The following is a 19,826-nucleotide window of genomic DNA, read 5'->3' on the forward strand; positions in this document are numbered from 1 at the left end:
AAAGAATAGGTCGGCTGAACCATGATCTACTTGGAAACCGATCCGGCCTTGCTATTTTCCCCTTGCAAGCGGCCGCAGACACGGCCCGCCGCGGCTTCGCTGATGCCGTCGGAGCAGAAGGTTTTCATCACCAAGGAGAGAATACATGTCGCCTACCTCAGCCGAAGCCCGCAGACGTTTGCCGCTCAAGACCCCTTCCGACCTGCCGACCAACGCGATTACCGATATCTCGGCTGCGCTGACCGCGCTGCTCGCCGATGTATTTACGCTTTATGTGAAGACCAAGAACTTCCACTGGCACATGTCCGGGCCGCATTTCCGCGATTATCATCTGCTGCTCGACGAGCAGGCAGAACAGATTTTCGACATGACGGATGAGGTTGCCGAACGCGCCCGCAAGATCGGCGGCACGACGCTGCGTTCGATCGGCCAAATCGCCCGCCAGCAGCGTATCCCGGACAATGATGCGGACTATGTCTCTCCTGAGGACATGCTGTCGGAGCTGCGTGAAGACAACCTTCACCTCGTCTCCATCCTGCGTCAAGTGCATGAAGTCTGCGACGAACATAATGACGTTGCGACCGCCAGTCTGATCGAGAACTGGATCGACCAAAGCGAACGCCGCACCTGGTTCCTGTTCGAAACGACGCGCCAATCAAAGTAACGAGTAGGGCGAAGTAACAGCCTAGCTTCTTGTCGCCGGCAGGCGAACGAGCCTGCCCGGCGACCAGCCGAGATTCATACCGGCGGCGGCAAGCAGAATGACCGCCGCCCCGGCGATCTGCATCGGCTGCAATGCATGGCCGAAGGCGAAGCGGTCGACCAGGATGGCGGCGACCGGATAGATGAAGGACAGAGCGCCTGTCAGATGCGTCGGCAGCTTCTGGATTGCACCATAGAGCAGCACATACATGAGACCGGTGTGGATGACGCCGACGGTGATCAGGATCAGCCATGCTCCCATATCGACGGGCAGGTTCGTAAAATCGGTCATCGGCGCCAGCATGACGATGCCGGTCGAAACCTGGATCAGTGCGATCAGATGCGGCGGTGTACCTCGCAGCCATTTGGCGGCAAGTGCGGCCAGCGCATAGAAGAAAGCAGCACCCAGCGCCATTAGGATACCGAAACCATAGCTGCCGGAGACGGCATCGGCTTGCGGCTTCGTCTCGACGATAGCAGCCATGCCGGCGAAGGAAAGCCCGAGCCAGAAGAGCTTGGTGCCCGTGATTTTCTCGCCAAGAAAGAGCGCGCCGAGTGCAAGCAGCATGAAGGGCTGGGTGTTGTAGACCGTCGTCGCGATCGAGATCGAGGCGTGCGAATAGGAGGCGAAAAGCAGCAGCCAGTTGGAAACGATGGCGATGCCGCCGAAGATGGCGATGCCGAGCGAACGCAGGCTGATGACGCCGGGCCTCAGCAACCCAAGGGCGGTGCAGATGACAAGCAGGGTCAGGGCGCCGAAAAAGCAGCGCCAGAAGACGACGCCGCTGACGGGTTGGCCGGACATGACGACGAACCATCCGATCGTTCCCGAGATCAGCATCGCTGCCGTCATCTCCGCTGTGCCTCTTCTGATATCGCCTTGCATAGCCATCTCCGTTCGTTAGCGGAAATTGTATTGCGGCATCGCAGCATTTTCTATAAGATAAGAAAGGGAAAGGCTGGATAAACCTAATCTTGTTAGGAGTTTTTGCCATGTTGGCTAACGAGATGCAGGCAGTCGATGATATTGACCGCGCAATGATAGAGGCGCTGGCAGGAAATTCGCGTATTTCTCTAAAAGAGCTCGCTCAGGCTGTAGGCCTTTCCTCGCCGAGCGCAGCGGAGCGCCTGCGGCGGCTCGAGGAACGTGGGGTCGTGACGCTTTTCACCATCCATCTCGATCCGGCGGCGATTGGCTATCCCCTTCAAGCCATTGTGCGGGTGCGCCCCCTGCCCGGCCAGCTCCACATCGTCGAGCGCATCATCCAGGACACGCCCGAATTCATTGAATGCGACAAGGTCACGGGAGACGATTGTTTCATTGCCCGCCTCGTCGTCCGCTCTATGGGGGAGCTCGACAGCATTCTCGACAAGGTGGCCGAGCGGGCGGAAACCAATACGTCGATGATCAAGTCCTCGCCGGTCAAGCGCCGGCTTCCCCCGCTGATACGGAAAAAATAGCCTCAGAAATCCGCCATTGGCGAGAGCATTGCGGGGTGATCGAGGCTCACGACTTCCATCCCGCGCAGCATCAGCCGCGTTCCACCTTCGTAAGGCAATGCCCTGCCGGACCAGCCGAGCCTGTCCGGACGAAAGAGCGTTTCGACTGTCGTTGCCTCTACGCCGAGACCGGCAAGGATTGCGGCAAGCGGAGGGATTTCGGTCGCAATCACATCGAGAAGAACGAAGTGACCGGCTGCGGGCATCTTCCAGGCGATGACGGCCTTGCTCTCTTCCAGATAGCTAAGGCGGACATCGGGATCGAACTGCGTGTTGATGAGGAACATCGCCGGGCTGCTGGCGACGGCGAGCGTCTCCGAAATCGGCTTGCGGTTCGCCAGCAAGTCCTGAAGCAGAGCAAGATCACCGGCATCGCGCGGCTGCAGCGGTCGCGATGCTGCGGAGCCTGCAGGGGCGGGTGCAGGGCCGGCATATTTATGAAGAGGCAGCGAACGGAAACCGTAGGGCTCGTAGAGATCAGGCTTGTCCGTATAGAGGATGATCGCTTCGAAGCCCTGCGCCTCGCACCAGCCGAGAGCCTTGTGCGTCACATCGCGGTACAGGCCGCGGCCACGCCACGGCGGACGGACCGCGCCGGATTGAAGTCCGGCCGCGTTGACCAACCTGCCATTGAGGACGAAAGGCATGGCGAAAGCCGAGAGATTGGCGGCAAGCACGCCTCCCTCGGTAAACCAGCCGAAGGGCATGCTGGTCGGATCCGCGCCGCCGAGTTCGCGCAGCGGATCGATATCGATGCCGAATGTATCGTCGAGGAGGGAGACGAGAGCGGCCCAGCCCGCCGGATCGCTGAAATAGTCCTGTCGGAATCTGAGGCCGGTCGTCTCAGTGGCGCTCATACGCCGGTCGAGCCGAAGCCGCCGGCGCCGCGCGCGGTTTCGGTCGCCTCGGAGACTTCGGCGATGCGAGCCTGGATGAACGGCGCAATTACCATCTGCGCGATGCGCATGCCGCGCGTGATGGTGAAATCCTCCTCGCCATGATTGACGAGAATGACCTTCACTTCGCCGCGATAATCGCTGTCGACCGTGCCGGGCGCATTGAGGCAGGTGACGCCGTTCTTGGCCGCGAGGCCGGAACGCGGGCGAACCTGGCCCTCGAAACCTTCAGGGATTTCGAAGACGAAGCCGGTCGGAACGAGCGCGCGTTTGCCGGGCGCCAGCACCAGCGGTTTGTCCTCGTCGATGGCCGCGCGCAGGTCCATGCCGGCTGCACCGCGCGTTTCATAGGCGGGCAGATCGAGGCCATGGCCGTTCGGCAAACGGATCAGATTGAGGGTTGGGCGAGTATCGGTGTGAAGGATCATGCGGCATTACTTCGCGCCTCGTGTCGCAAGGTCAATTGCAATGGCGCGCTTTAATCGCTAGATACGCGGCAATTCCACAGGATTCACACTATGGCCGAAAGTCTCGCCGAGGCGGTCTCCCGCCGCCGCACATTCGCTATTATCGCTCACCCGGACGCGGGCAAGACGACGCTCACCGAAAAGTTGCTGCTGTTCGGCGGCGCCATCCAGCTTGCCGGTGAAGTGAAGGCGAAGAAGGACCGCATGCAGACCCGCTCGGACTGGATGAAGATCGAGCGCGAGCGCGGTATCTCGGTCGTCACCTCGGTCATGACCTTCGAATATGAAGGTAATGTCTTCAATATTCTCGATACGCCCGGTCACGAAGACTTCGCCGACGATACCTACCGCACGCTGACGGCGGTCGACGCCGCCGTCATGGTCATCGACGCCGCCAAGGGTATCGAGCCGCGCACGTTGAAGCTCTTCGAAGTCTGCCGCATGCGCGACATTCCGATCATCACCTTCATCAACAAGATGGACCGCGAAAGCCGGGATCCCTTCGAGATCCTGGATGAGGTCGAGGAGAAGCTGGCGCTGGACACGGCCCCGGTCACCTGGCCGATCGGCCGCTCCAAGACCTTCTGCGGCTCCTATCATCTCAAGGAAAACACGGTGCGCGGCTCCGATACGGAAGTCGAGGTCACCGCCGTCAACGGTCCGCAGAGTGTCGCCGGCCGGCTGCCGGAAAACGAGCGCGATGCCTTCATCGAAGAGGTCGAGCTGGCGATCGAAGCCTGCCGTCCCTTCGACCGGAAAGCCTTCCTCGAAGGCCATATGACGCCGGTCTTCTTCGGTTCGGCGCTGCGCAATTTCGGTGTGCGCGACCTTATTAACGCGCTCGGCGAGTTCGCGCCGCCACCGCGCGACCAGACGGCCGATATCCGCACCGTGCATGCCGCCGAAGACAAGATGACGGCCTTCGTCTTCAAGATCCAGGCGAACATGGACCCCAATCATCGCGACCGTATCGCCTTTGCCCGCATCTGCTCCGGCAAGCTGGAGCGCGGCATGAAGGCGCGCCTTGCGCGCACCGGCAAGCAGCTTGGTCTCACCGCGCCGCAATTCTTCTTCGCCTCGCAGCGCCAGCTCGCCGATACGGCTTTTGCCGGTGACGTGGTCGGCATTCCGAACCACGGCACGCTGCGTATCGGCGATACGCTGACGGAAGGCGAAAGCCTGGTTTTCCAGGGCGTGCCGAACTTCTCGCCGGAAATCCTGCGCCGCGTGCGTCTGGAAGATGCCATGAAGGCCAAGAAGCTGAAGGAAGCCCTGCAGCAGATGGCTGAAGAAGGCGTGGTCCAGCTCTTCCAGCCAGAGGATGGGTCGCCCGCCATCGTCGGCGTCGTCGGCGCGCTGCAACTCGACGTGCTGAAGGAACGCCTGATGGCCGAATACGGCCTGCCGGTCTCCTTCGAAATGTCGCGCTTCTCCGTCTGCCGATGGATTTCGTCCGACCAGGCTGCCGAACTCGACAAATTCCTGACCGTCAAGCGCGGTGATATCGCCCGCGATCTGGATGGCGACCCGGTCTTTCTGGCGCAGGATGGTTTCTCGCTGCGCTACGAGGCGGAGCGCTATCCGGCGATCAAGATGGTGGCGATCAAGGAATATCACGCGGCCAAGGCCGCCTGATCACCCGCCAGCCGTTCGGCGAGGAACTCGACGAACGCCCGCACGGACGGTAATTGTCCGCGCCGATGCGGCATGAGGATCGTCGTGCTGATGCTGCCCGCCGTCCAGCCGGGCAGAAGGCGCACCAGCCGGCCATCGCCCAGCGCGTCGTGGCAGACGGAGGTAGGCGGAATGGTAATGCCCTGCTGGCGCCGTCAAACGGGTGAGGCGGCCAGATCACCGAGGAAATCGTCGCACCAGCGCGAGACATCGTGCCTCAGAAGGTGGTCCATCATCCGCCGCCAGCGGTCGCGGCGCTCATCGAGCGGCATATTGAGCCCGCGCGCTAGAGCATTGGACGTGCCGACAATGTCGTAGGGATTGACGAGCAGGGCGCCGTTCAGTTCGCGCGCCGCGCCGGCAAAGCGGGAAAGAACCAGCACGCCCGGATCGTCGGGGTTTTGTGCGGCAACATATTCCTTGGCGACGAGGTTCATGCCGTCGCGCAGCGGCGTAACGAGGCCGACCTTGGCGAGCCGGTAGAGGCCGGCGAGCACCGGTCGGCTGACGGAGCGGTTGATATAGCGGATCGGCACCCAGTCGACCGTGCCGAGCGCGCCGTTGACGCGGCCGGCCTGTTCGGCGACCATCCGCTGCATCGCTTCATATTCCGGCACTTCCGAGCGGGATTTCGGGGTTATCTGCAGGTAGGTCACCTTGCGCCGATGCGCCGGATTGTTGGTGACGAAATGCTCGAACGCATCGATGCGCTGGGTGATGCCTTTTGAATAATCCAGCCGGTCCACGCCGATGATCAGGCTGCGATCCTCGATGCTATGGCGGGCCTTCAACACCATGCTATGGCTGTCGGCTCTCTTTGCAAATTCAGCGAAGGCGGCAGTCTCGATGCCGATCGGATAGGCCCCGCCGCGGAACAGGCGCTCGCCGGCGGTAAAACGCCCTTCGCCGATCATGTCGCCCATCCCCTCGCGGCGCAGGCAGCCTGCGAAGTTTTCCAGATCGTGATCGGTCTGGAAGCCAACGACGTCATAGGCAGCAAGCCCTCTCATGATTTCCTCGTGAACGGGCATGGCAAAGAGCACGTCTGCCGGCGGCCAGGGAATGTGCAGAAAAAAACCGATCCTGTTCCTCAGCCCCATCTGCCGAAGCTCGGCGGCGAGTGGAATGAGATGATAATCGTGGACCCAGATGACGTCGTCCGGCTCGATCAACGGCGCTAGCCGATGAGCGAAGAAGCGGTTGACGCGGAAATAGCCGGCCATCTCCGTGCGCCCGTATTCCGCAAGGTCCAGCCGGTAATGACAGATCGGCCAGAGCATGCGGTTGGCGAAGCCGAAGTAATATTCGTCGACATCCTTGGATGTCAGGTCAGTGAGCGCATAAGTAATGTTGCCGCGTTCCTCGATTGAAAGCGGACCGGGTTCACTCTCGTCGCTGATCTTTCCCGACCAGCCCATCCAGATGCCGCCGCGTTTCTCAAGTGCGGCTTCCAGCGCAACGGCAAGCCCACCAGCGGACGCGGCCCCTTTTTTCTCCGGAACAGGGACGCGGTTGGAGACGACGACAAGGCGGCTCATGACAAATTCCTTTCATTAGAAATAACTGCAATTCAGTCAGCTGGCAAAATGCGCGATGATTTTACGGACCGCTTCCGCGGAAGGCAGGGTGCCGCGCGCGGCAGTCCCTGCAGATGGTGGCCCGACGCGGACGGAATATCCGCCGAGCTGGTTCGCCACGCCGAACATCGCCTCGTCTGTCAGGTCATCGCCGATAGCGATCGGATGACGGCCATTGAATGGCGGAGTTGCGAGAAAGCTCTCCAATGCATCGCCCTTGTTGGCTCTGGCCGGACGGATTTCGAGAACCATCTTGCCGCGCTGCAGCGTCCAGTCCGGTCCCGCGCGGTTCATGAAACGCTGCATCACCTCCGCAAGTTCCGCCTGCCGCGCCGGCGCAAGGCGGAAATGGGCGGCGACGGCCGCGCCCTTGTCCTCGATGAGAATGCCGGTCCAGCCTGCCGTCTCCGCCCTCAGTTCGATCTTCAGCCTCTCGAATTCGGCTGTCGGCTCCACCTTGAAGATGCTGCCGTCAGGGCCGCGGCGCTCGGCGCCATGCAGCCCGGCGATGGGAAACTGGAAGGGGGCGAAGAGGCGGTCGGCATAGGAGAGGCCTCTGCCCGTCACCAGCGCCAGTGCGCCGCCGAGCTTCTGCGACAGCGCGTCGAGCTGCGCCGGAAGCGACGGCGGCACGAATATCTCATCGGGCGTCGGCGCGAGATCGAGGAGCGTGCCGTCGATATCGAGAAAGATGGCACCGTCTTGGAGATAGGAAGAGAGCGTGGAGAGGGTTTCATCCTGCTGGGAAGCGCCGCCGCCGGATGGCGGAGCTTCTGATAGCTGATTGCGGTTTGCCATGTCCGGGAAACTAGGTCAGCCCGGCCCTCCGGCAACCCTCAACCACCTTCAATCCGCCGGAGGAGTGGCGGGACGCTCGGCATAAAAGGCCTTTGCATCCGCCGTGAAAGCGGCGCGCTGGCCGGCGGTCGTATAGAACATGTGGCCGCCGCGATAGAGCTTCAGTGACACGCGATTGTCCGCAAGCGACGGCGGAAGATGATCGACCACGTAGCGGCTGACGCCGTAGGGTGTCACAAGATCGCTGTAGCCATGGGCGATTAGCAGGTGAAAGGACGGGTTGGTAGCGAGCATCTGCCTGATATCGTCGGTGGCGCTTGCCTGGAAACGTGAACCGCCGCCGCGGCCGCTGCCCCACTCCCAGCGCTGGCTGATATCGTTCTCGAGAAGGGTGTAGGTCATCTCTGTCTTGAAGCCGAGTTCGTTGCGGGCATAGTCGGCAAAGGCGCCGCCATAGGCGCGGGCGAACCCGTCGAGGATTGGGTCGTTGCCGCGGTCCTGATCGGATTCCGGGTAGGGATCAGGTGTTGCGAAGGAGGCGTCATAGGGGCTCATCACTTCGCCGCCCTGTTGGCCGGAATGCTTGACGAAAACATCGCCGAGGAAGCCGCGATTGCGGATAACGACATCCTGCGGAATGCCGGTGAGGCTGGAGATCTTGCTGTAGAAGGCTGCTGCCCCATCGCCCGTCGGTGCGGGGCCGGCAAGCGTTGTGAGATACTCGCCAAGCGCAAAACTCTCAGCGTCGCGCTGGCCGGATTCGCTGAAGCTCTTGCGCCGGTCGGCTTCGGCGGCTGCCAATGAGGGGAATTCCAGTGCGGCACCCAGCGCGAACTGGTCGGCATTGAACATCAACTGCCCTTCGAGCAGCGGCGACAACATGACGATGCCGGCGATGATGATGCCCTGGCTTTCCTGCAGCGAGGACGCCACTTTGGCGGCGCGGAACCCGCCATAACTTTCGCCGAGCAGGTATTTCGGCGAAGTGGCGCGGTTGTTATGGGCGATGTAAAGCGCGATCGTCTTCGCCATCGTCTGCGCGTCAGTGCCGACCTTGTAATAGTTCGAGGCGTCGTCGGCCTTCACCGTGCGGCTCCAGCCGGTGCCGATGGGATCGATCAGCACGAGATCGGTGAAATCGAGCCAGCTATGCGTGTTATCGACGAGCTTGGCATTTGCGCCGTCACGACCATCGGGACCGAAATCCAGCACCTTCGGGCCGACGAGGCCGAGATGCAGGAATGCGGAAGCCGCACCCGGCCCGCCATTGAAGGCGAAGGTGATCGGCCGGTTTGGCCCGGCATCCTTGGCGACATAAGCAGTGTAGAAAATTGCAGCGTTCTGCCCACCATCCTGGCCAAAGAGATCGAGCGTGCCGGCGGTCGCAGTGTAGGCGATCTTGCGCCCATCGGCTGCCGTAAGCACGTGTTCGGTGACGGAATCGGCTGGCAATAATTTGAGCATGCCCGCGCGTGCCGAATCCTGTTGGGCTGGCGCGGGGCGCTCACTGGGCTCCTGCGCGAAGGCAAGGGACGGCCCGAGCGTGGCAGTCAGCGCGGCGAAGAAAAGCAGGGATCGGAAGCGCAAGTATATCTCCTCCGGCGGGTGCGGGATGCGGTTGAGATAGGGTAGCAGCCGCATCTCTTCGATGGGCATCAAGAGATGGTGATGTGCAAGTGAGCCTGGCTCATTCGCCCTTCTCGATGGTACGCGTATTCACATGCAGCGCCCGTCCTGCCTGCCACCCGTTGAAGGCCGCACCAAGGCCGAGCGCAACGAAAAGCACTGCGCACCAGGCAAAGCTTCCCGTCCAGCCGCGGATCAGTCCGACGATGAACGGGCCGATTGCTGCGAGCAGATAGCCGACGCATTGCGCCATGCCGGAAAGGTGAGCGGCGACATGCGGATCGCGCGAACGCAGCACGATGGTTGTCATCGCCGCAGCAATGAGCCCGCCCTGGCCGATCCCCTGCAGGACAGCCCAGACCCAGACGGAGGAAAGTGGTGCGAAGAGCAGACCGAGAAGTGCTGCGACGGAGAAAGCGCAGAGCGTCACATTGATAAGGCGCTGGTCTTTACCGCGCACGGCAATGTGCGGCACGACGAGGCAGGCGGCCGCCTGCACCATGACGGATGCGGAGACGATGCCGCCAGCCGTAACGCCATCAAGCCCGCGCTCACGCAAGATCGGCACCAGCCAGCCGAAGACGCAATAGGCGAGTGCCGACTGCAGGCCCATGAAAAGCGTGACCTGCCAGGCGAGCTTGTCCCGCCATAGCCCTTCGACGCGAAAACCGCTGCGCCGCGGCTGTCGACCGCTCGCAATGACCTGCGGCAGCCAGATCAGCCCAGTGACGAGAACGGGCAAGGCCCAGACGGCGAGCGCGCCTTCCAGCGAGCCGCCAAGTGCATGTTCGATCGGCAGCGTCAGGCCGGCAGCACTTGCAGCACCTGCGCAGAGCGCCATCGTATAGAGGCCGGTCATCAGAGCCGCATTCGCAGCGAAGTCGCGCTTTACCAGTCCGGGCAGCAACACGTTGCCGACGGCGATCGCAGCACCTGCAAGTGCGGTGCCGAGAAAAAGCAGCGGAATGGAAGAAAGGCCGCGCAGTGCCGTGCCGAGGGTCAGCAGCAGGAGTACGCCAAGCAGTGTCCGTTCCGAGCCGATGCGCTGGGCAAGCCGCGGAGCCAGCGGTGAAAAGGCGCCGAGGCAGACGACAGGAAGCGTCGTTAGAAGACTGGCGCCGAGTGGCGACAGGCCGAGCTCGATACGGATTTCCGGCAGAAGGGCGGAAGCGCTGGAAAACAGCGGCCGCAGATTAAACGCGATCAGCACGAGGCTGGCACCGAGTAGGAAGCGGGCAGTCATGCTCTGCTTCTGCGGCGGCAGCGGTGCCGGCACACTGTCGATTTCGGCATCGATCATCGTCTCGTCGACGGCGTCGAGCGCGGCGTTCTGTATGGACATGGTCATGAAAGAAGCATCCGGTCGAGGGCGGAAAGGACAGGCGCCATGAAGTCGCGCACGGCTGCATCGGCCTTGCCGGGATCGCCGGTCTCGATGGCGTCGACGATCGCCTGATGTGCCTGCATGTCGGGCTCGGGGATCGCCTTATCGAGTGTGGCGGCAATGGTCTCTGCGATCGAAGTGGAGAAGAAATCATAGATCTCGATCATCGCCCGGTTGCCGGAGGCGGCGATGACGGCCTTGTGGAAGGCAAGGTCGCGTTCGATGAAGCCTGCCGGATCGCCGCCTTCATAATTGCCACGCTCGGCAAGCAGCACGCGAAGCCCGGCGATGGCGTCGGGCGTCTTGCGGATGGCGGCCAGACGTGCGCCTTCGACATCGAGCGCGCAGCGCGCCTCGAACTGGTCGCGCAGGCTGGCGCGCCGCGCCATGGTGAGCGGCAGGCTGTTATCGGTGATCGAGAGCACATAAGTGCCGGAGCCCTGTCGCGTTTCCAGGAGGCCTTGCGAGACGAGAACGCGCACGGCTTCGCGCACCGTACCGCGACTGACCGACAGCATAGCCGAGAGCGAGGCTTCGTTCGGCAGTTTCTCGCCGACAGCCCAGCGCTTGGCGAGGATCTCGCTGCGGATCGCTTCGCTGGCCGTGTCGGCAAGATTGGTCTTGCTGAGAGGTTGCATGGGCATTATTCATAAAGTCATCCGATGACTTTATGAATAATACTGTTCCTCTTGGGCGTCAATGGCTCAATGAAGGCAATAAAAAAGGGCCGCTTTCGCGACCCTTTCCATGAGGTTTGGCCTGTAACTGGCCGGACCGTCTTATACGGTCCCAGGAAGGCTGGGTTTAGAACGAGGGCTGCCTCGCTTTCATCACCACTTCCATGCCCATTACGAGGTCCGAAAACTCATTAGACATTGGATCACCTTCCTTTCGTTACGTTGACGATGATCTAAAAGTAGGCTGATTCCCCTGAGATGCAAGAGGAAAACGCGTGGCTGCCTTTTAGCCGGCATCTGTTTATGTCGTTCAATTATCTAATTTTCTGTCGTTGCGATCACGCAAATCCATATTGTTTTTGCGGAAAGTGATCTTGGCCGGCGTCAAGAATTCGTCATCTTCGTCTTGCAAATCGGGTGGCTGTTAAGCCGTTGTTAGCCGTAGGATTCGACAATCCAAGACGTTTTCAGCATTTCAGCCGCAGCAGGCGGCGGGCCGGAGCAAGAGCATGTGTCGCTGGGCAGCCTATCGCGGAGACCCCCTCTATCTGGAGGAGCTGGTATCTTCGCCCGCCCATTCCCTGATCGAGCAATCCCATTGCGCCACCCGCGCCAAGACGGCGACGAACGGCGATGGCTTCGGCATTGCCTGGTATGGTGACCGACCGGAGCCGGGCCGCTACCGCGATATCCTGCCGGCCTGGTCCGACTGCAATCTGAAGAGCCTTGCGCGGCAGATCCGCTCGCCGCTTTTCCTTGCCCATGTGCGGGCCGCGACCGGCGGCGGCACGCGGCGCGACAACTGCCATCCCTTCACGCATGAAACCTGGTCCTTCATGCATAACGGCCAGATTTCCGGCTTCGAACGCCTGCGCCGGCCGATGGAAACCATGTTGGACGATGACCTTTTCAACGTTCGCAGCGGCACGACGGATTCCGAGCTTTTATTCCTGCTGGCCCTGCAGTTCGGCCTGCGCGACGCGCCGATTGCCGCTGTGGCTGAGACCATCGCCTTTGTCGAAGGTCTGGCGGAGAATATTCTGGGTTCCGTGCTGTTGCGTTTCACCGCTGCCTTCTCGGACGGCAAGTCGCTTTATGCGGTCCGCTATGCCACCGACCGCAAGGCGCCGACGCTCTATGCCTCGCTGCTTGCCGGAGGATATTGCCTCGTGTCGGAGCCGCTGAACGATGATGGCGACGCGTGGCAGGAAATTCCCGATGGCAGTGCCGTGACCGTCGACGTCGACGGTTTGGAGATCACGGCTTTCCAGCCCGAAAAGCGTGCATCCGCGAGATCGGAGCCTGTCTCTATTCCCGCATGAGCCGCTCTGCGATCAGCGCGGCCAGCCGCTCTGCCACTTCATCCTTGGAAAGATCGGGCCATTGTTCGATACCGTCGCGGCGGATGAGTTTTACCCTGTTGCGCGTACCGCCCATGATGCCGGTCGATGGTGAAACGTCATTGGCGACGATCAGGTCCGCACCTTTGCGCTCAAGCTTCAGCTTGGCATTGGCCTCGACATCCTGTGTCTCTGCGGCAAAGCCGATCACCAGTTTCGGCCGCGTCGTATGATGACCGACGGTCTTGAGAATGTCGGGGTTCTCCGTCAGCGCCAGCGTCGGAATGGATTCGCCCGGATGTTTCTTGATCTTCTGATCGGCAGCCGAGGCAACGCGCCAGTCAGCAACAGCAGCCACCATCACGGCGACATCGGCGGGGAGGGCGGCAAGCACCGCATCGCGCATCTCCTCGGCTCGTTCGACAGGCACCACCCTGACACCGACGGGATCGGGAATGGTCACGGGACCGGACACCAGCGTTACATCGGCGCCGAGCCGCGCAAGTGCCGCGGCAATGGCATGCCCCTGCCGGCCCGAGGAGCGGTTGGCGATGTACCGTACCGGATCGATCGGCTCATGCGTCGGCCCTGATGTGACGATCGCCCGCTTGCCGGCAAGCGGCTTCGGACCGTCATGGAGAAGAGCCTCGGCAGCAGCGACGATCTCCAGAGGCTCGGCCATCCGGCCCGTGCCCGCTTCACGGCTTTCCGCCATCTCACCGGCCATAGGGCCGATGAAGCGGATACCGTCCCGCCGCAAGGTCTCGACATTGCGTTTTGTCGCCGGATGCGTCCACATTTTCGGGTTCATCGCCGGTGCCGCAAGCACCGGCCGGTCGGTGGCGAGCAGCACGGTGGAGGCGAGATCGTCGGCAAGGCCATGCGCCATCTTCGCCATCAGGTCGGCGGTGGCGGGCGCAATCAGCACCAGGTCACAATCGCGCGCCAGCCGGATATGGCCAACATCCTGTTCGTCTTGGCGGGAAAAGAGGTCGGTGAAGACATGGTCGGCTGCCAATGCTCCAACCGCCAGCGGAGTCACGAACTCCTGCGCACCCTTTGTCATGATCGGGCGCACGGAAGCGCCGCGTTCCCCCAGGCGTCGGATGAGATCGAGGCTCTTATAGGCCGCGATGCCGCCCGAGATGATGAGGAGGATGCGTTTGCCGCTGAGAGTCATGTTTTTCCCTGCCGCTTCTCTGAACGGGTAAGACCCTAAGCCTTTGGCGGAAAACATGCAATCGCAGCACTCAGGCGTGTTTGACCCGCTTTGCCGTGAAGATCGCGATCGCCATGCCGACGCCGATCAGCTGCAGGATCGCGCCGCCGGCCTCGGCTACGGTCGGCATGCGCTGCTCGAACAGGAAGCCATAAAACAGGCCGAAGACGGTTTCCGCAACGATCAGCTGCGCAGCAAGCGCCAGCGGCAGAAGGCGCGAGGCAATCATCCAGCACAGCGTGGCAAGCCACGAGCCGGCAATGCCCATGATTGTCGCCCACAGCACGAAGTGAAAGGTCTGTGTGCCGGTGAAGCTGACAGTCTCCCCGAGCGAGGTGAAGGGCAGGAGGACGAGTGCGCCGATGCCGGCGCCGATCCCCTGCAAGGCAGTCCAGTGCATGGCGCTTGGCGCATCCTGCGACTGCATGACCGCAGCGCTCATCATGCCATAGGCGACCCAGAGCGCCAGTCCGATCAGCGCGGCGACGATGCCGAGGAGGATTTCCGGCTGATCGTCGGCGGATGTCGTGGCGAAGATCGAGACATTCACCCAGCCGATGCCGACGCCTATCAGGATCAGCGGTATTGCCAGTGTTCTCCAGTCGATGGACCGGTCCTTGAGATTGGCGATGATGGCAAGCAGTACAGGCATCGTGCCGATAACGAGCGGTGGAATGGCGGTGCCTGCGTAACGCACGGCATAGGAAATACTCATGAAGTAGCCGACATAACCGATGCTGCCGAGCGCAATGCCGGTCAGAACTAGCGACCGCCGCAAACCCACCGGACGAAAGCGCGGATTGATCATCAGGATAAGGCTGACGACGGCAAAAAGCCCGTAGCGTGCCACCGTCAGGTCGATCGCCGTATAGGGCGCGACGACGCGCGGGGCGACGAAGCTCAGCCCCCATAGCGCGCAGGTGGCAAGACCGCACAGGATGCCGATCAGCATGTGAAACTCCGAAGAGGTGGGGACCGGGCTCCGGCAGAAAGGGATCGGGAGCAGTCACGGAAAGATGTTGTCTAGCCCGATATGCCCTATCACGCGGTTAAAAAAGGGCCTACCTGCGACATGGCCAGGGCGGGTTTGGCAAACAGGATTTTATTACTGCTTTAAAGTCACTAATCATGTGACTGAAGCGCACTTCAGTCACAGACCGTGTAGCAGCATAGTGGTGCCAACCCAATATAGGAGTTGCTCCCCATGTTTGCTGTAACCGGAATGACAGGCCAGGTGGGCGCCGCTGTTGCCGACCATTTGCTGAAGGATAATGCGAAGGTCCGCGCCGTCGTCAGAAATCCCGAAAAGGCCGTTGGCTGGAAAGAGCGCGGCTGCGAGCTGGCTGTCGCCGACATGAATGACGCCACATCGCTGGCATCAGCCTTCAAGGGCGCAGAAGCGGTTTTCCTCGTCATCCCGCCGCTCTTCGACCCGACGCCGGGCTTTCCGGAAGTGAGGGACATGCTTGCAACGCTGAAGACTGCGCTCGGTGCGGCAAAGCCCGGAAAGCTCGTTTGCCTGTCGACGGTCGGCGCGCGGGCGACGCAGCCGAACCTGTTGAGCCAGCTTGGCATCGTCGAGAAGGAGCTTTCGACGCTCTCCCTCCCGGTCGCCTTCCTGCGCGCTGCCTGGTTCATGGAAAACGCCGCCTGGGATGTGATGCCGGCCCGCGAAAACGGCGTCATCCCGAGCTTCCTGCAGCCGCTCGATCGCGCCGTGCCGATGATCGCCGTGGACGATATTGGTGTGCTCGGTGCGAAGATGCTGCGCGAGGATTGGCAGGGCGTGCGTGTCGCCGAGCTGGAAGCGCAGGAGCGTGTCAGCCCGGCCATGATCGCCGCTGCCTTCACCAAGGCGCTCGGCAAGCCGGTGACGGCGGAGATCGTACCGAAGGGAAGCTGGGAAGAGCTGTTCCGTGCCCAGGGCATGAAGAACCCGGAACCGCGTATGCGCATGCTCGATGGTTTCAATGAAGGCTGGATCGACTTTGAGGGCGGTCGTGAGAAATCGCAGAAGGGCACAACGTCAATCGAAACGGCGATCCGCCGTCTCGTCGACGGCGCATGAACGAGAAGGCCGCGGTGGGAGGAACCGCGGCCTTCTCATATCTACGAGATAGGCTTCACCCTCAGGTGCGAGCGCCGACGACGACCTTGGCGCCTTCAGCCGCAAAGAGTTTGGCGGTAACGCGGCCGATACCCGAGCTTGCGCCAGTGACGATTGCTACTTTGTTGATCAGACGATTCATTGTTCCATCTCCTGAATTTCGGTTGCATCGGCGTGGCCGCCGGTTTCGATGGGTGGAAGATGGCATTCTTTCTTCGTTCGGATTAGTCTCCTAAATACAGAGCTCGAATTCGGAAAAGCCGAACGATGATTAAGATTGAGGGTATTGCGGCTTTTGTCGCGGTGGTGGAGGCCGGCTCGGTGAGCGAGGCCGCCCGACGGCTGCGCCTGTCTAAATCCGTCGTCAGCGAGAGACTGGCGGAACTGGAAAAGACACTGGGCGCCATGCTCGTCCACCGCACCACGCGCAAGCTGACCTTGACGGAGGATGGAGCCGCCTTTCTGGAGCGCGCCGCACGCATCGTCCGCGAAATGGAAGATGCCGAGGCCGACATGGCGGAGCGCCGCGGCACTCTGTCAGGCCCGCTACGCATCGCCGCCCCCGTCACGTTCGGCCGCCTGCATCTCGGCCCAGCGCTCTATCCATTTCTGAAGGCGCACCCGCAGATCGCGCTGACGCTCGATATGGACGATAGGCGAGTCGATCCGGCATCGGACGGATATGACGCGATCATCCGCCACGGTGCCATCGCAGACTCACGACTGATCGCCTGGAAGCTCGCCCGCAGCCGACGACTGTTGGTAGCATCGCCCGATTATCTCGAGCGTTACGGAACGCCGGTTTCACTCGCCGATCTCAACAGCCACCACGGACTTTTCTACACCAATCGCGGTGTCGCCGACTGGCGGTTCCAGACGGATGACGGTGCCGTCGTCATCCGTGCGATACTGGGCCTCGGCATCAACAATGGCGATATGCTGCACGATGCAGCGATATCAGGCCTCGGCATCGCCCTTTTGCCGACCTTCATTATCGGCCCCGCAATCCGCGAGGGGCGTCTGCTCGAGATCGATGTCGGTGCCCGGCCGGAGCCGGAATTCATTTACATGGCCCATCCAGAAGGCAGAAATCCTTCGGCTAAGCTGCGCGCCATCGCCGATCATCTGAAAAAGACCTTCGGCGACCCGCCCTATTGGGATCCGGCCGTGTGACGGTCAGGATAGCAGGCTCATCAGGTTTTCGGTGACGGGAGAGCGCTGGCTGCGCAGCACGGCGAGCGCCAGCCGCGCCACGGCAGGCGGGCCTTCGATCGGCCGGTAGGCGACACCTGCAAGTTTGATCTGAGAAATCGACGCCGGAACGATCGAAACGCCGAGATCGGCGGCGACGAGATTGACGACTGAAGAAATCTGCGGCGCTTCCTGCGCCACGGTCAGTTCGAAGCCTGCCTCGCGGCATGCACGCACGACATCGTCATAGAGGCTGAGACCGACAAGACGCGGAAAGAGGATAAAGGATTCGTCGGCCAGCAAGGCGAGCGACAGCGTCTTGTGTTTTGCAAGCGGATGACCGGCGGGCAGGGCGACGACCATCGGCTCGTCCGGCAGGCGCTTCAGCCTGATGCCATCGGGATCGCTGAGCCCGGGGCGCATGAAGGTCGCATCCAGCTCGCCGCGCTCCAGCTTCTGCATCAGCCCCAGCGTATTCATCTCCGTCAGTGACAGGCGCACCTCGGGCCAGCGGGCGCGAAAGCGGCGGATCGTGGTGCTGACCAGGGGATTGAAGGCGGAGGAGGCGGTAAAACCGAGCGATAGCCGGCCGGTCTCGCCGCGATTGGCGCTTTGAGCCGCAAGCCGCGCCTTCTCGGCCGCCGCAAGGGATGCCTTTGCCTCCGGAAGGAAAGCCGTACCGGCGACCGTCAGCTCCGCTCCGTGCGGCACGCGATGAAAGAGCACCGCCCCGATTTCGGTCTCAAGATCGCGGATCTGCTGGCTGAGTGGCGGCTGGCCGATGCCGAGGCGCGCGGCGGCCCGCGTGAAATTGGCCTCTTCGGCGACCGCCAGAAAATATCGGATATGCCGCAGCTCCATCACTATCTCCAAAACCTATCAAGATCGCCAGTTTCATATATTGGACAAATGGAGGCGCCTTGACTAGATCGGAGGCAGGAAGGAATGACACATGTCAGACTCTGCAATCCAAGACGTTGCCGGCCTGCAAACAGCCGAGGAGACCCACGCAAGACACGATCTGAGACGCGGCACCGGCGCCTATCGCCGCGCCAGCCTGGCGCTCTTCCTTTCCGGCTTCGCTACCTTCTCGCTGCTCTATTGCGTGCAGCCGCTGCTGCCGATCTTCGCGCAGGAATTTGCCATCAGCCCGGCCGAAAGCTCGCTGTCGCTGTCGCTCTCCACAGGCTTCCTGGCAATCGCCATCGTCTGCGCCGCAGCCGTCTCGGAGGGGCTCGGCAGGCGCAGTCTGATGTCGATTTCGCTGGTCGGGGCTGCCGTGCTGACGATCGCCACCGCCTTTGCGCCAAGCTGGCATCTGTTGTTGGTTATCCGCGCGCTGCAGGGCTTCGTGCTTGGTGGTGTGCCAGCCGTCGCCATGGCCTATCTTGCAGAAGAAATCGATCCGCGCGGCCTTGGCGCCACGATGGGTCTCTATGTCGGTGGCACGGCTTTCGGTGGCATGTCGGGCCGCGTGCTGACGGGGATCTTCGCGGAATATCTCTCCTGGCGGCCGGCCATATTCCTGATCGGCGCCATCGGTCTTGTCGCGGCGATCGGCTTCATCGCGCTCCTGCCACCCTCGCGCAATTTCGTGCGTCGCGCCGGCTTCGATCCGCAGTTCCATCTGAAGGCCTGGCTCGGGCATTTCGGCAATCCGGTGCTGCCCTTCATCTTCGCCATCGCTTTCTTTGCGATGGGCTCCTTCGTGACGATCTACAATTACGCCGGCTTCCGCCTCGTCGCACCGCCTTATGAGCTCAATCAGACCGAACTCGGTCTGATCTTCACCGTCTATCTCTTCGGTATCGGCGCGTCCTCGATCGGCGGCATCCTCGGCGATCGCCTCGGCCACTTCACCGTGCTCCTGGCGGGCATCGTCATCACCGCAGCAGGCTGCGCGCTGACGCTCTCGGCGTCCCTGCCGCTCATTATCCTCGGCATCATCGTGCTGACGAGCGGTTTCTTCATGACGCATTCTGTTGCCAGCGGTCTCGTCGGCAAGCTCGCCGTCGGCACCAAAGGACACGCCTCCTCGCTCTACATGCTCGCCTATTACATCGGCTCCAGCGTCATGGGCTCGGCAGGCGGCTGGTTCTGGGCGATGGAAGGATGGGCTGCGGTCGTGTTCTTCACACTCATCCTGATGGCGTTGGCTTTTCTCTCTGCAATGGCCGCACGCCGGCTTGCCCGGCGCCCGTCTTGACTTCCGGTCCGCAGCGATTAATTTAACCACTAGGTTAAATATATGATCGGAGGAGCCATCGTGAAGAAGACCTACCATGGAAGCTGCCATTGCGGCGCCGTCGCCTATGAGGCTGGGCTCGATCTTTCGGCCGGCACCTTCAAATGCAATTGCTCCGTCTGCCGTAAGAAACGCAGCTGGCTGGCGATCGTGCAGCCGGCCGATTTCCGGCTGGTCTCAGGCAGGGACCATTTGCGCGAATATCTCTTCGGCTCCGGCTCGATCCATCACCTCTTCTGCGAGACCTGCGGCGTGAGCTCCTTCGCTCGCAACGACAACGAGACGATCGGTCCCTTCATCGCCGTCGCCGTCAACTGCCTCGACGATGCGGATGCCGAAGAACTTGCCGCGGCACCCATCGCCTATTTCGACGGTCTGCATGACCGTTACGATGCAGCACCCGCCGAAACACGCCATCTCTGA

19 protein-coding genes and 2 pseudogenes are annotated in these 19,826 nt (G+C 61.8%); 8 read left to right on the top strand and 13 right to left on the bottom strand.

Features of this window, described 5'->3' with window-relative positions; translation table 11 throughout:
• Positions 1 to 145: 145 nt before the first annotated feature.
• Entirely contained in the window at positions 146 to 664 is a 519-nt protein-coding gene (locus ACK9YZ_RS22465; protein ID WP_416065226.1) for a Dps family protein, read from the top strand.
• A 21-nt stretch (positions 665 to 685) separates the two neighbouring features.
• Here ACK9YZ_RS22465 and ACK9YZ_RS22470 read toward each other — a convergent pair whose 3' ends face one another.
• Positions 686 to 1,588: a DMT family transporter gene (locus tag ACK9YZ_RS22470; RefSeq protein ID WP_416065227.1), complete on the bottom strand. Its 903-nt coding sequence runs from the start codon at positions 1,586 to 1,588 to the stop codon at positions 686 to 688.
• Between the two features lie 107 nt (positions 1,589 to 1,695).
• On the opposite strand from ACK9YZ_RS22470, the gene ACK9YZ_RS22475 reads away from it, so the two are divergent.
• Positions 1,696 to 2,163, top strand: coding sequence for an Lrp/AsnC family transcriptional regulator (locus ACK9YZ_RS22475; protein WP_416065228.1), 468 nt, complete (start codon positions 1,696 to 1,698; stop codon positions 2,161 to 2,163).
• Between the two features lie 2 nt (positions 2,164 to 2,165).
• On the opposite strand, the gene ACK9YZ_RS22480 is transcribed toward ACK9YZ_RS22475, so the two are convergent.
• Entirely contained in the window at positions 2,166 to 3,059 is an 894-nt protein-coding gene (locus ACK9YZ_RS22480; RefSeq protein WP_416065229.1) for a GNAT family N-acetyltransferase, read from the bottom strand.
• Positions 3,056 to 3,526 carry a dUTP diphosphatase gene (gene dut / locus ACK9YZ_RS22485; protein ID WP_416065230.1) on the bottom strand — a complete coding sequence of 157 codons (471 nt, stop codon included), beginning with the start codon at positions 3,524 to 3,526 and terminating at the stop codon, positions 3,056 to 3,058. The genes ACK9YZ_RS22480 and dut overlap by 4 nt, the downstream gene beginning before the upstream one ends.
• 90 nt (positions 3,527 to 3,616) lie before the next feature.
• Between dut and ACK9YZ_RS22490 the strand changes: the two genes are divergently transcribed.
• The gene (locus tag ACK9YZ_RS22490; RefSeq protein WP_216756783.1) at positions 3,617 to 5,200 is read left to right on the top strand and encodes a peptide chain release factor 3; all 1,584 of its coding nucleotides are present in this window, start codon (positions 3,617 to 3,619) and stop codon (positions 5,198 to 5,200) included.
• On the opposite strand, the pseudogene ACK9YZ_RS22495 reads toward ACK9YZ_RS22490, so the two are convergent.
• The 6 genes and pseudogenes from ACK9YZ_RS22495 to ACK9YZ_RS22520 form a co-directional block, all read right to left on the bottom strand.
• Positions 5,179 to 5,382: pseudogene (locus tag ACK9YZ_RS22495) on the bottom strand (LysR substrate-binding domain-containing protein); the annotation flags it as partial. The gene ACK9YZ_RS22490 and the pseudogene ACK9YZ_RS22495 sit on opposite strands and share 22 nt — an antisense overlap.
• Before the next feature lie 12 nt (positions 5,383 to 5,394).
• Entirely contained in the window at positions 5,395 to 6,777 is a 1,383-nt protein-coding gene (gene otsA / locus ACK9YZ_RS22500; protein WP_416065231.1) for an alpha,alpha-trehalose-phosphate synthase (UDP-forming), read from the bottom strand.
• Positions 6,778 to 6,813: 36 nt separating this feature from the next.
• Positions 6,814 to 7,614: a trehalose-phosphatase gene (otsB, locus tag ACK9YZ_RS22505; protein ID WP_416065232.1), complete on the bottom strand. Its 801-nt coding sequence runs from the start codon at positions 7,612 to 7,614 to the stop codon at positions 6,814 to 6,816.
• A gap of 48 nt (positions 7,615 to 7,662) precedes the next feature.
• The gene (locus ACK9YZ_RS22510) at positions 7,663 to 9,201 is read right to left on the bottom strand and encodes a S10 family peptidase (RefSeq protein ID WP_416065233.1); all 1,539 of its coding nucleotides are present in this window, start codon (positions 9,199 to 9,201) and stop codon (positions 7,663 to 7,665) included.
• Between the two features lie 100 nt (positions 9,202 to 9,301).
• Positions 9,302 to 10,588, bottom strand: coding sequence for a CynX/NimT family MFS transporter (locus tag ACK9YZ_RS22515; protein WP_216756787.1), 1,287 nt, complete (start codon positions 10,586 to 10,588; stop codon positions 9,302 to 9,304).
• Positions 10,585 to 11,262, bottom strand: a complete 678-nt coding sequence (locus tag ACK9YZ_RS22520; protein WP_216756788.1) for a FadR/GntR family transcriptional regulator — start codon at positions 11,260 to 11,262, stop codon at positions 10,585 to 10,587. Before ACK9YZ_RS22520 ends, ACK9YZ_RS22515 begins: the two co-directional genes overlap by 4 nt.
• 548 nt (positions 11,263 to 11,810) lie before the next feature.
• On the opposite strand from ACK9YZ_RS22520, the gene ACK9YZ_RS22525 reads away from it, so the two are divergent.
• Positions 11,811 to 12,623, top strand: a complete 813-nt coding sequence (locus tag ACK9YZ_RS22525; protein ID WP_416065234.1) for a class II glutamine amidotransferase — start codon at positions 11,811 to 11,813, stop codon at positions 12,621 to 12,623.
• On the opposite strand, the gene coaBC is transcribed toward ACK9YZ_RS22525, so the two are convergent.
• Together coaBC and ACK9YZ_RS22535 are read right to left on the bottom strand one after the other, a co-directional pair.
• Positions 12,610 to 13,821, bottom strand: a complete 1,212-nt coding sequence (coaBC, locus tag ACK9YZ_RS22530; protein ID WP_416065235.1) for a bifunctional phosphopantothenoylcysteine decarboxylase/phosphopantothenate--cysteine ligase CoaBC — start codon at positions 13,819 to 13,821, stop codon at positions 12,610 to 12,612. The genes ACK9YZ_RS22525 and coaBC overlap by 14 nt on opposite strands.
• Before the next feature lie 70 nt (positions 13,822 to 13,891).
• Positions 13,892 to 14,812 (bottom strand): DMT family transporter, encoded by a 921-nt coding sequence (locus ACK9YZ_RS22535; RefSeq protein WP_416065236.1) that lies wholly within the window; start codon positions 14,810 to 14,812, stop codon positions 13,892 to 13,894.
• A 252-nt stretch (positions 14,813 to 15,064) separates the two neighbouring features.
• Between ACK9YZ_RS22535 and ACK9YZ_RS22540 the strand changes: the two genes are divergently transcribed.
• The gene (locus ACK9YZ_RS22540; protein WP_416065237.1) at positions 15,065 to 15,928 is read left to right on the top strand and encodes an NmrA family NAD(P)-binding protein; all 864 of its coding nucleotides are present in this window, start codon (positions 15,065 to 15,067) and stop codon (positions 15,926 to 15,928) included.
• A gap of 67 nt (positions 15,929 to 15,995) precedes the next feature.
• Here ACK9YZ_RS22540 and ACK9YZ_RS22545 read toward each other — a convergent pair.
• Positions 15,996 to 16,109 (bottom strand): annotated as a pseudogene (locus ACK9YZ_RS22545) (SDR family NAD(P)-dependent oxidoreductase); the annotation flags it as partial.
• Positions 16,110 to 16,234: 125 nt separating this feature from the next.
• Between ACK9YZ_RS22545 and ACK9YZ_RS22550 the strand changes: the two are divergent.
• Complete coding sequence (locus tag ACK9YZ_RS22550) at positions 16,235 to 17,140, top strand: LysR family transcriptional regulator (protein ID WP_416065238.1); 906 nt, start codon at positions 16,235 to 16,237, stop codon at positions 17,138 to 17,140.
• Between the two features lie 3 nt (positions 17,141 to 17,143).
• Here ACK9YZ_RS22550 and ACK9YZ_RS22555 read toward each other — a convergent pair whose 3' ends face one another.
• Entirely contained in the window at positions 17,144 to 18,019 is an 876-nt protein-coding gene (locus tag ACK9YZ_RS22555; protein ID WP_416065239.1) for a LysR family transcriptional regulator, read from the bottom strand.
• Between the two features lie 91 nt (positions 18,020 to 18,110).
• Between ACK9YZ_RS22555 and ACK9YZ_RS22560 the strand changes: the two genes are divergently transcribed.
• Positions 18,111 to 19,364: an MFS transporter gene (locus ACK9YZ_RS22560; protein ID WP_416065240.1), complete on the top strand. Its 1,254-nt coding sequence runs from the start codon at positions 18,111 to 18,113 to the stop codon at positions 19,362 to 19,364.
• A gap of 60 nt (positions 19,365 to 19,424) precedes the next feature.
• Complete coding sequence (locus tag ACK9YZ_RS22565) at positions 19,425 to 19,826, top strand: GFA family protein (protein WP_416065241.1); 402 nt, start codon at positions 19,425 to 19,427, stop codon at positions 19,824 to 19,826.

The sequence above is a fragment of the Rhizobium sp. ZK1 genome, assembly GCF_047782645.1.
Classification (GTDB): domain Bacteria; phylum Pseudomonadota; class Alphaproteobacteria; order Rhizobiales; family Rhizobiaceae; genus Rhizobium.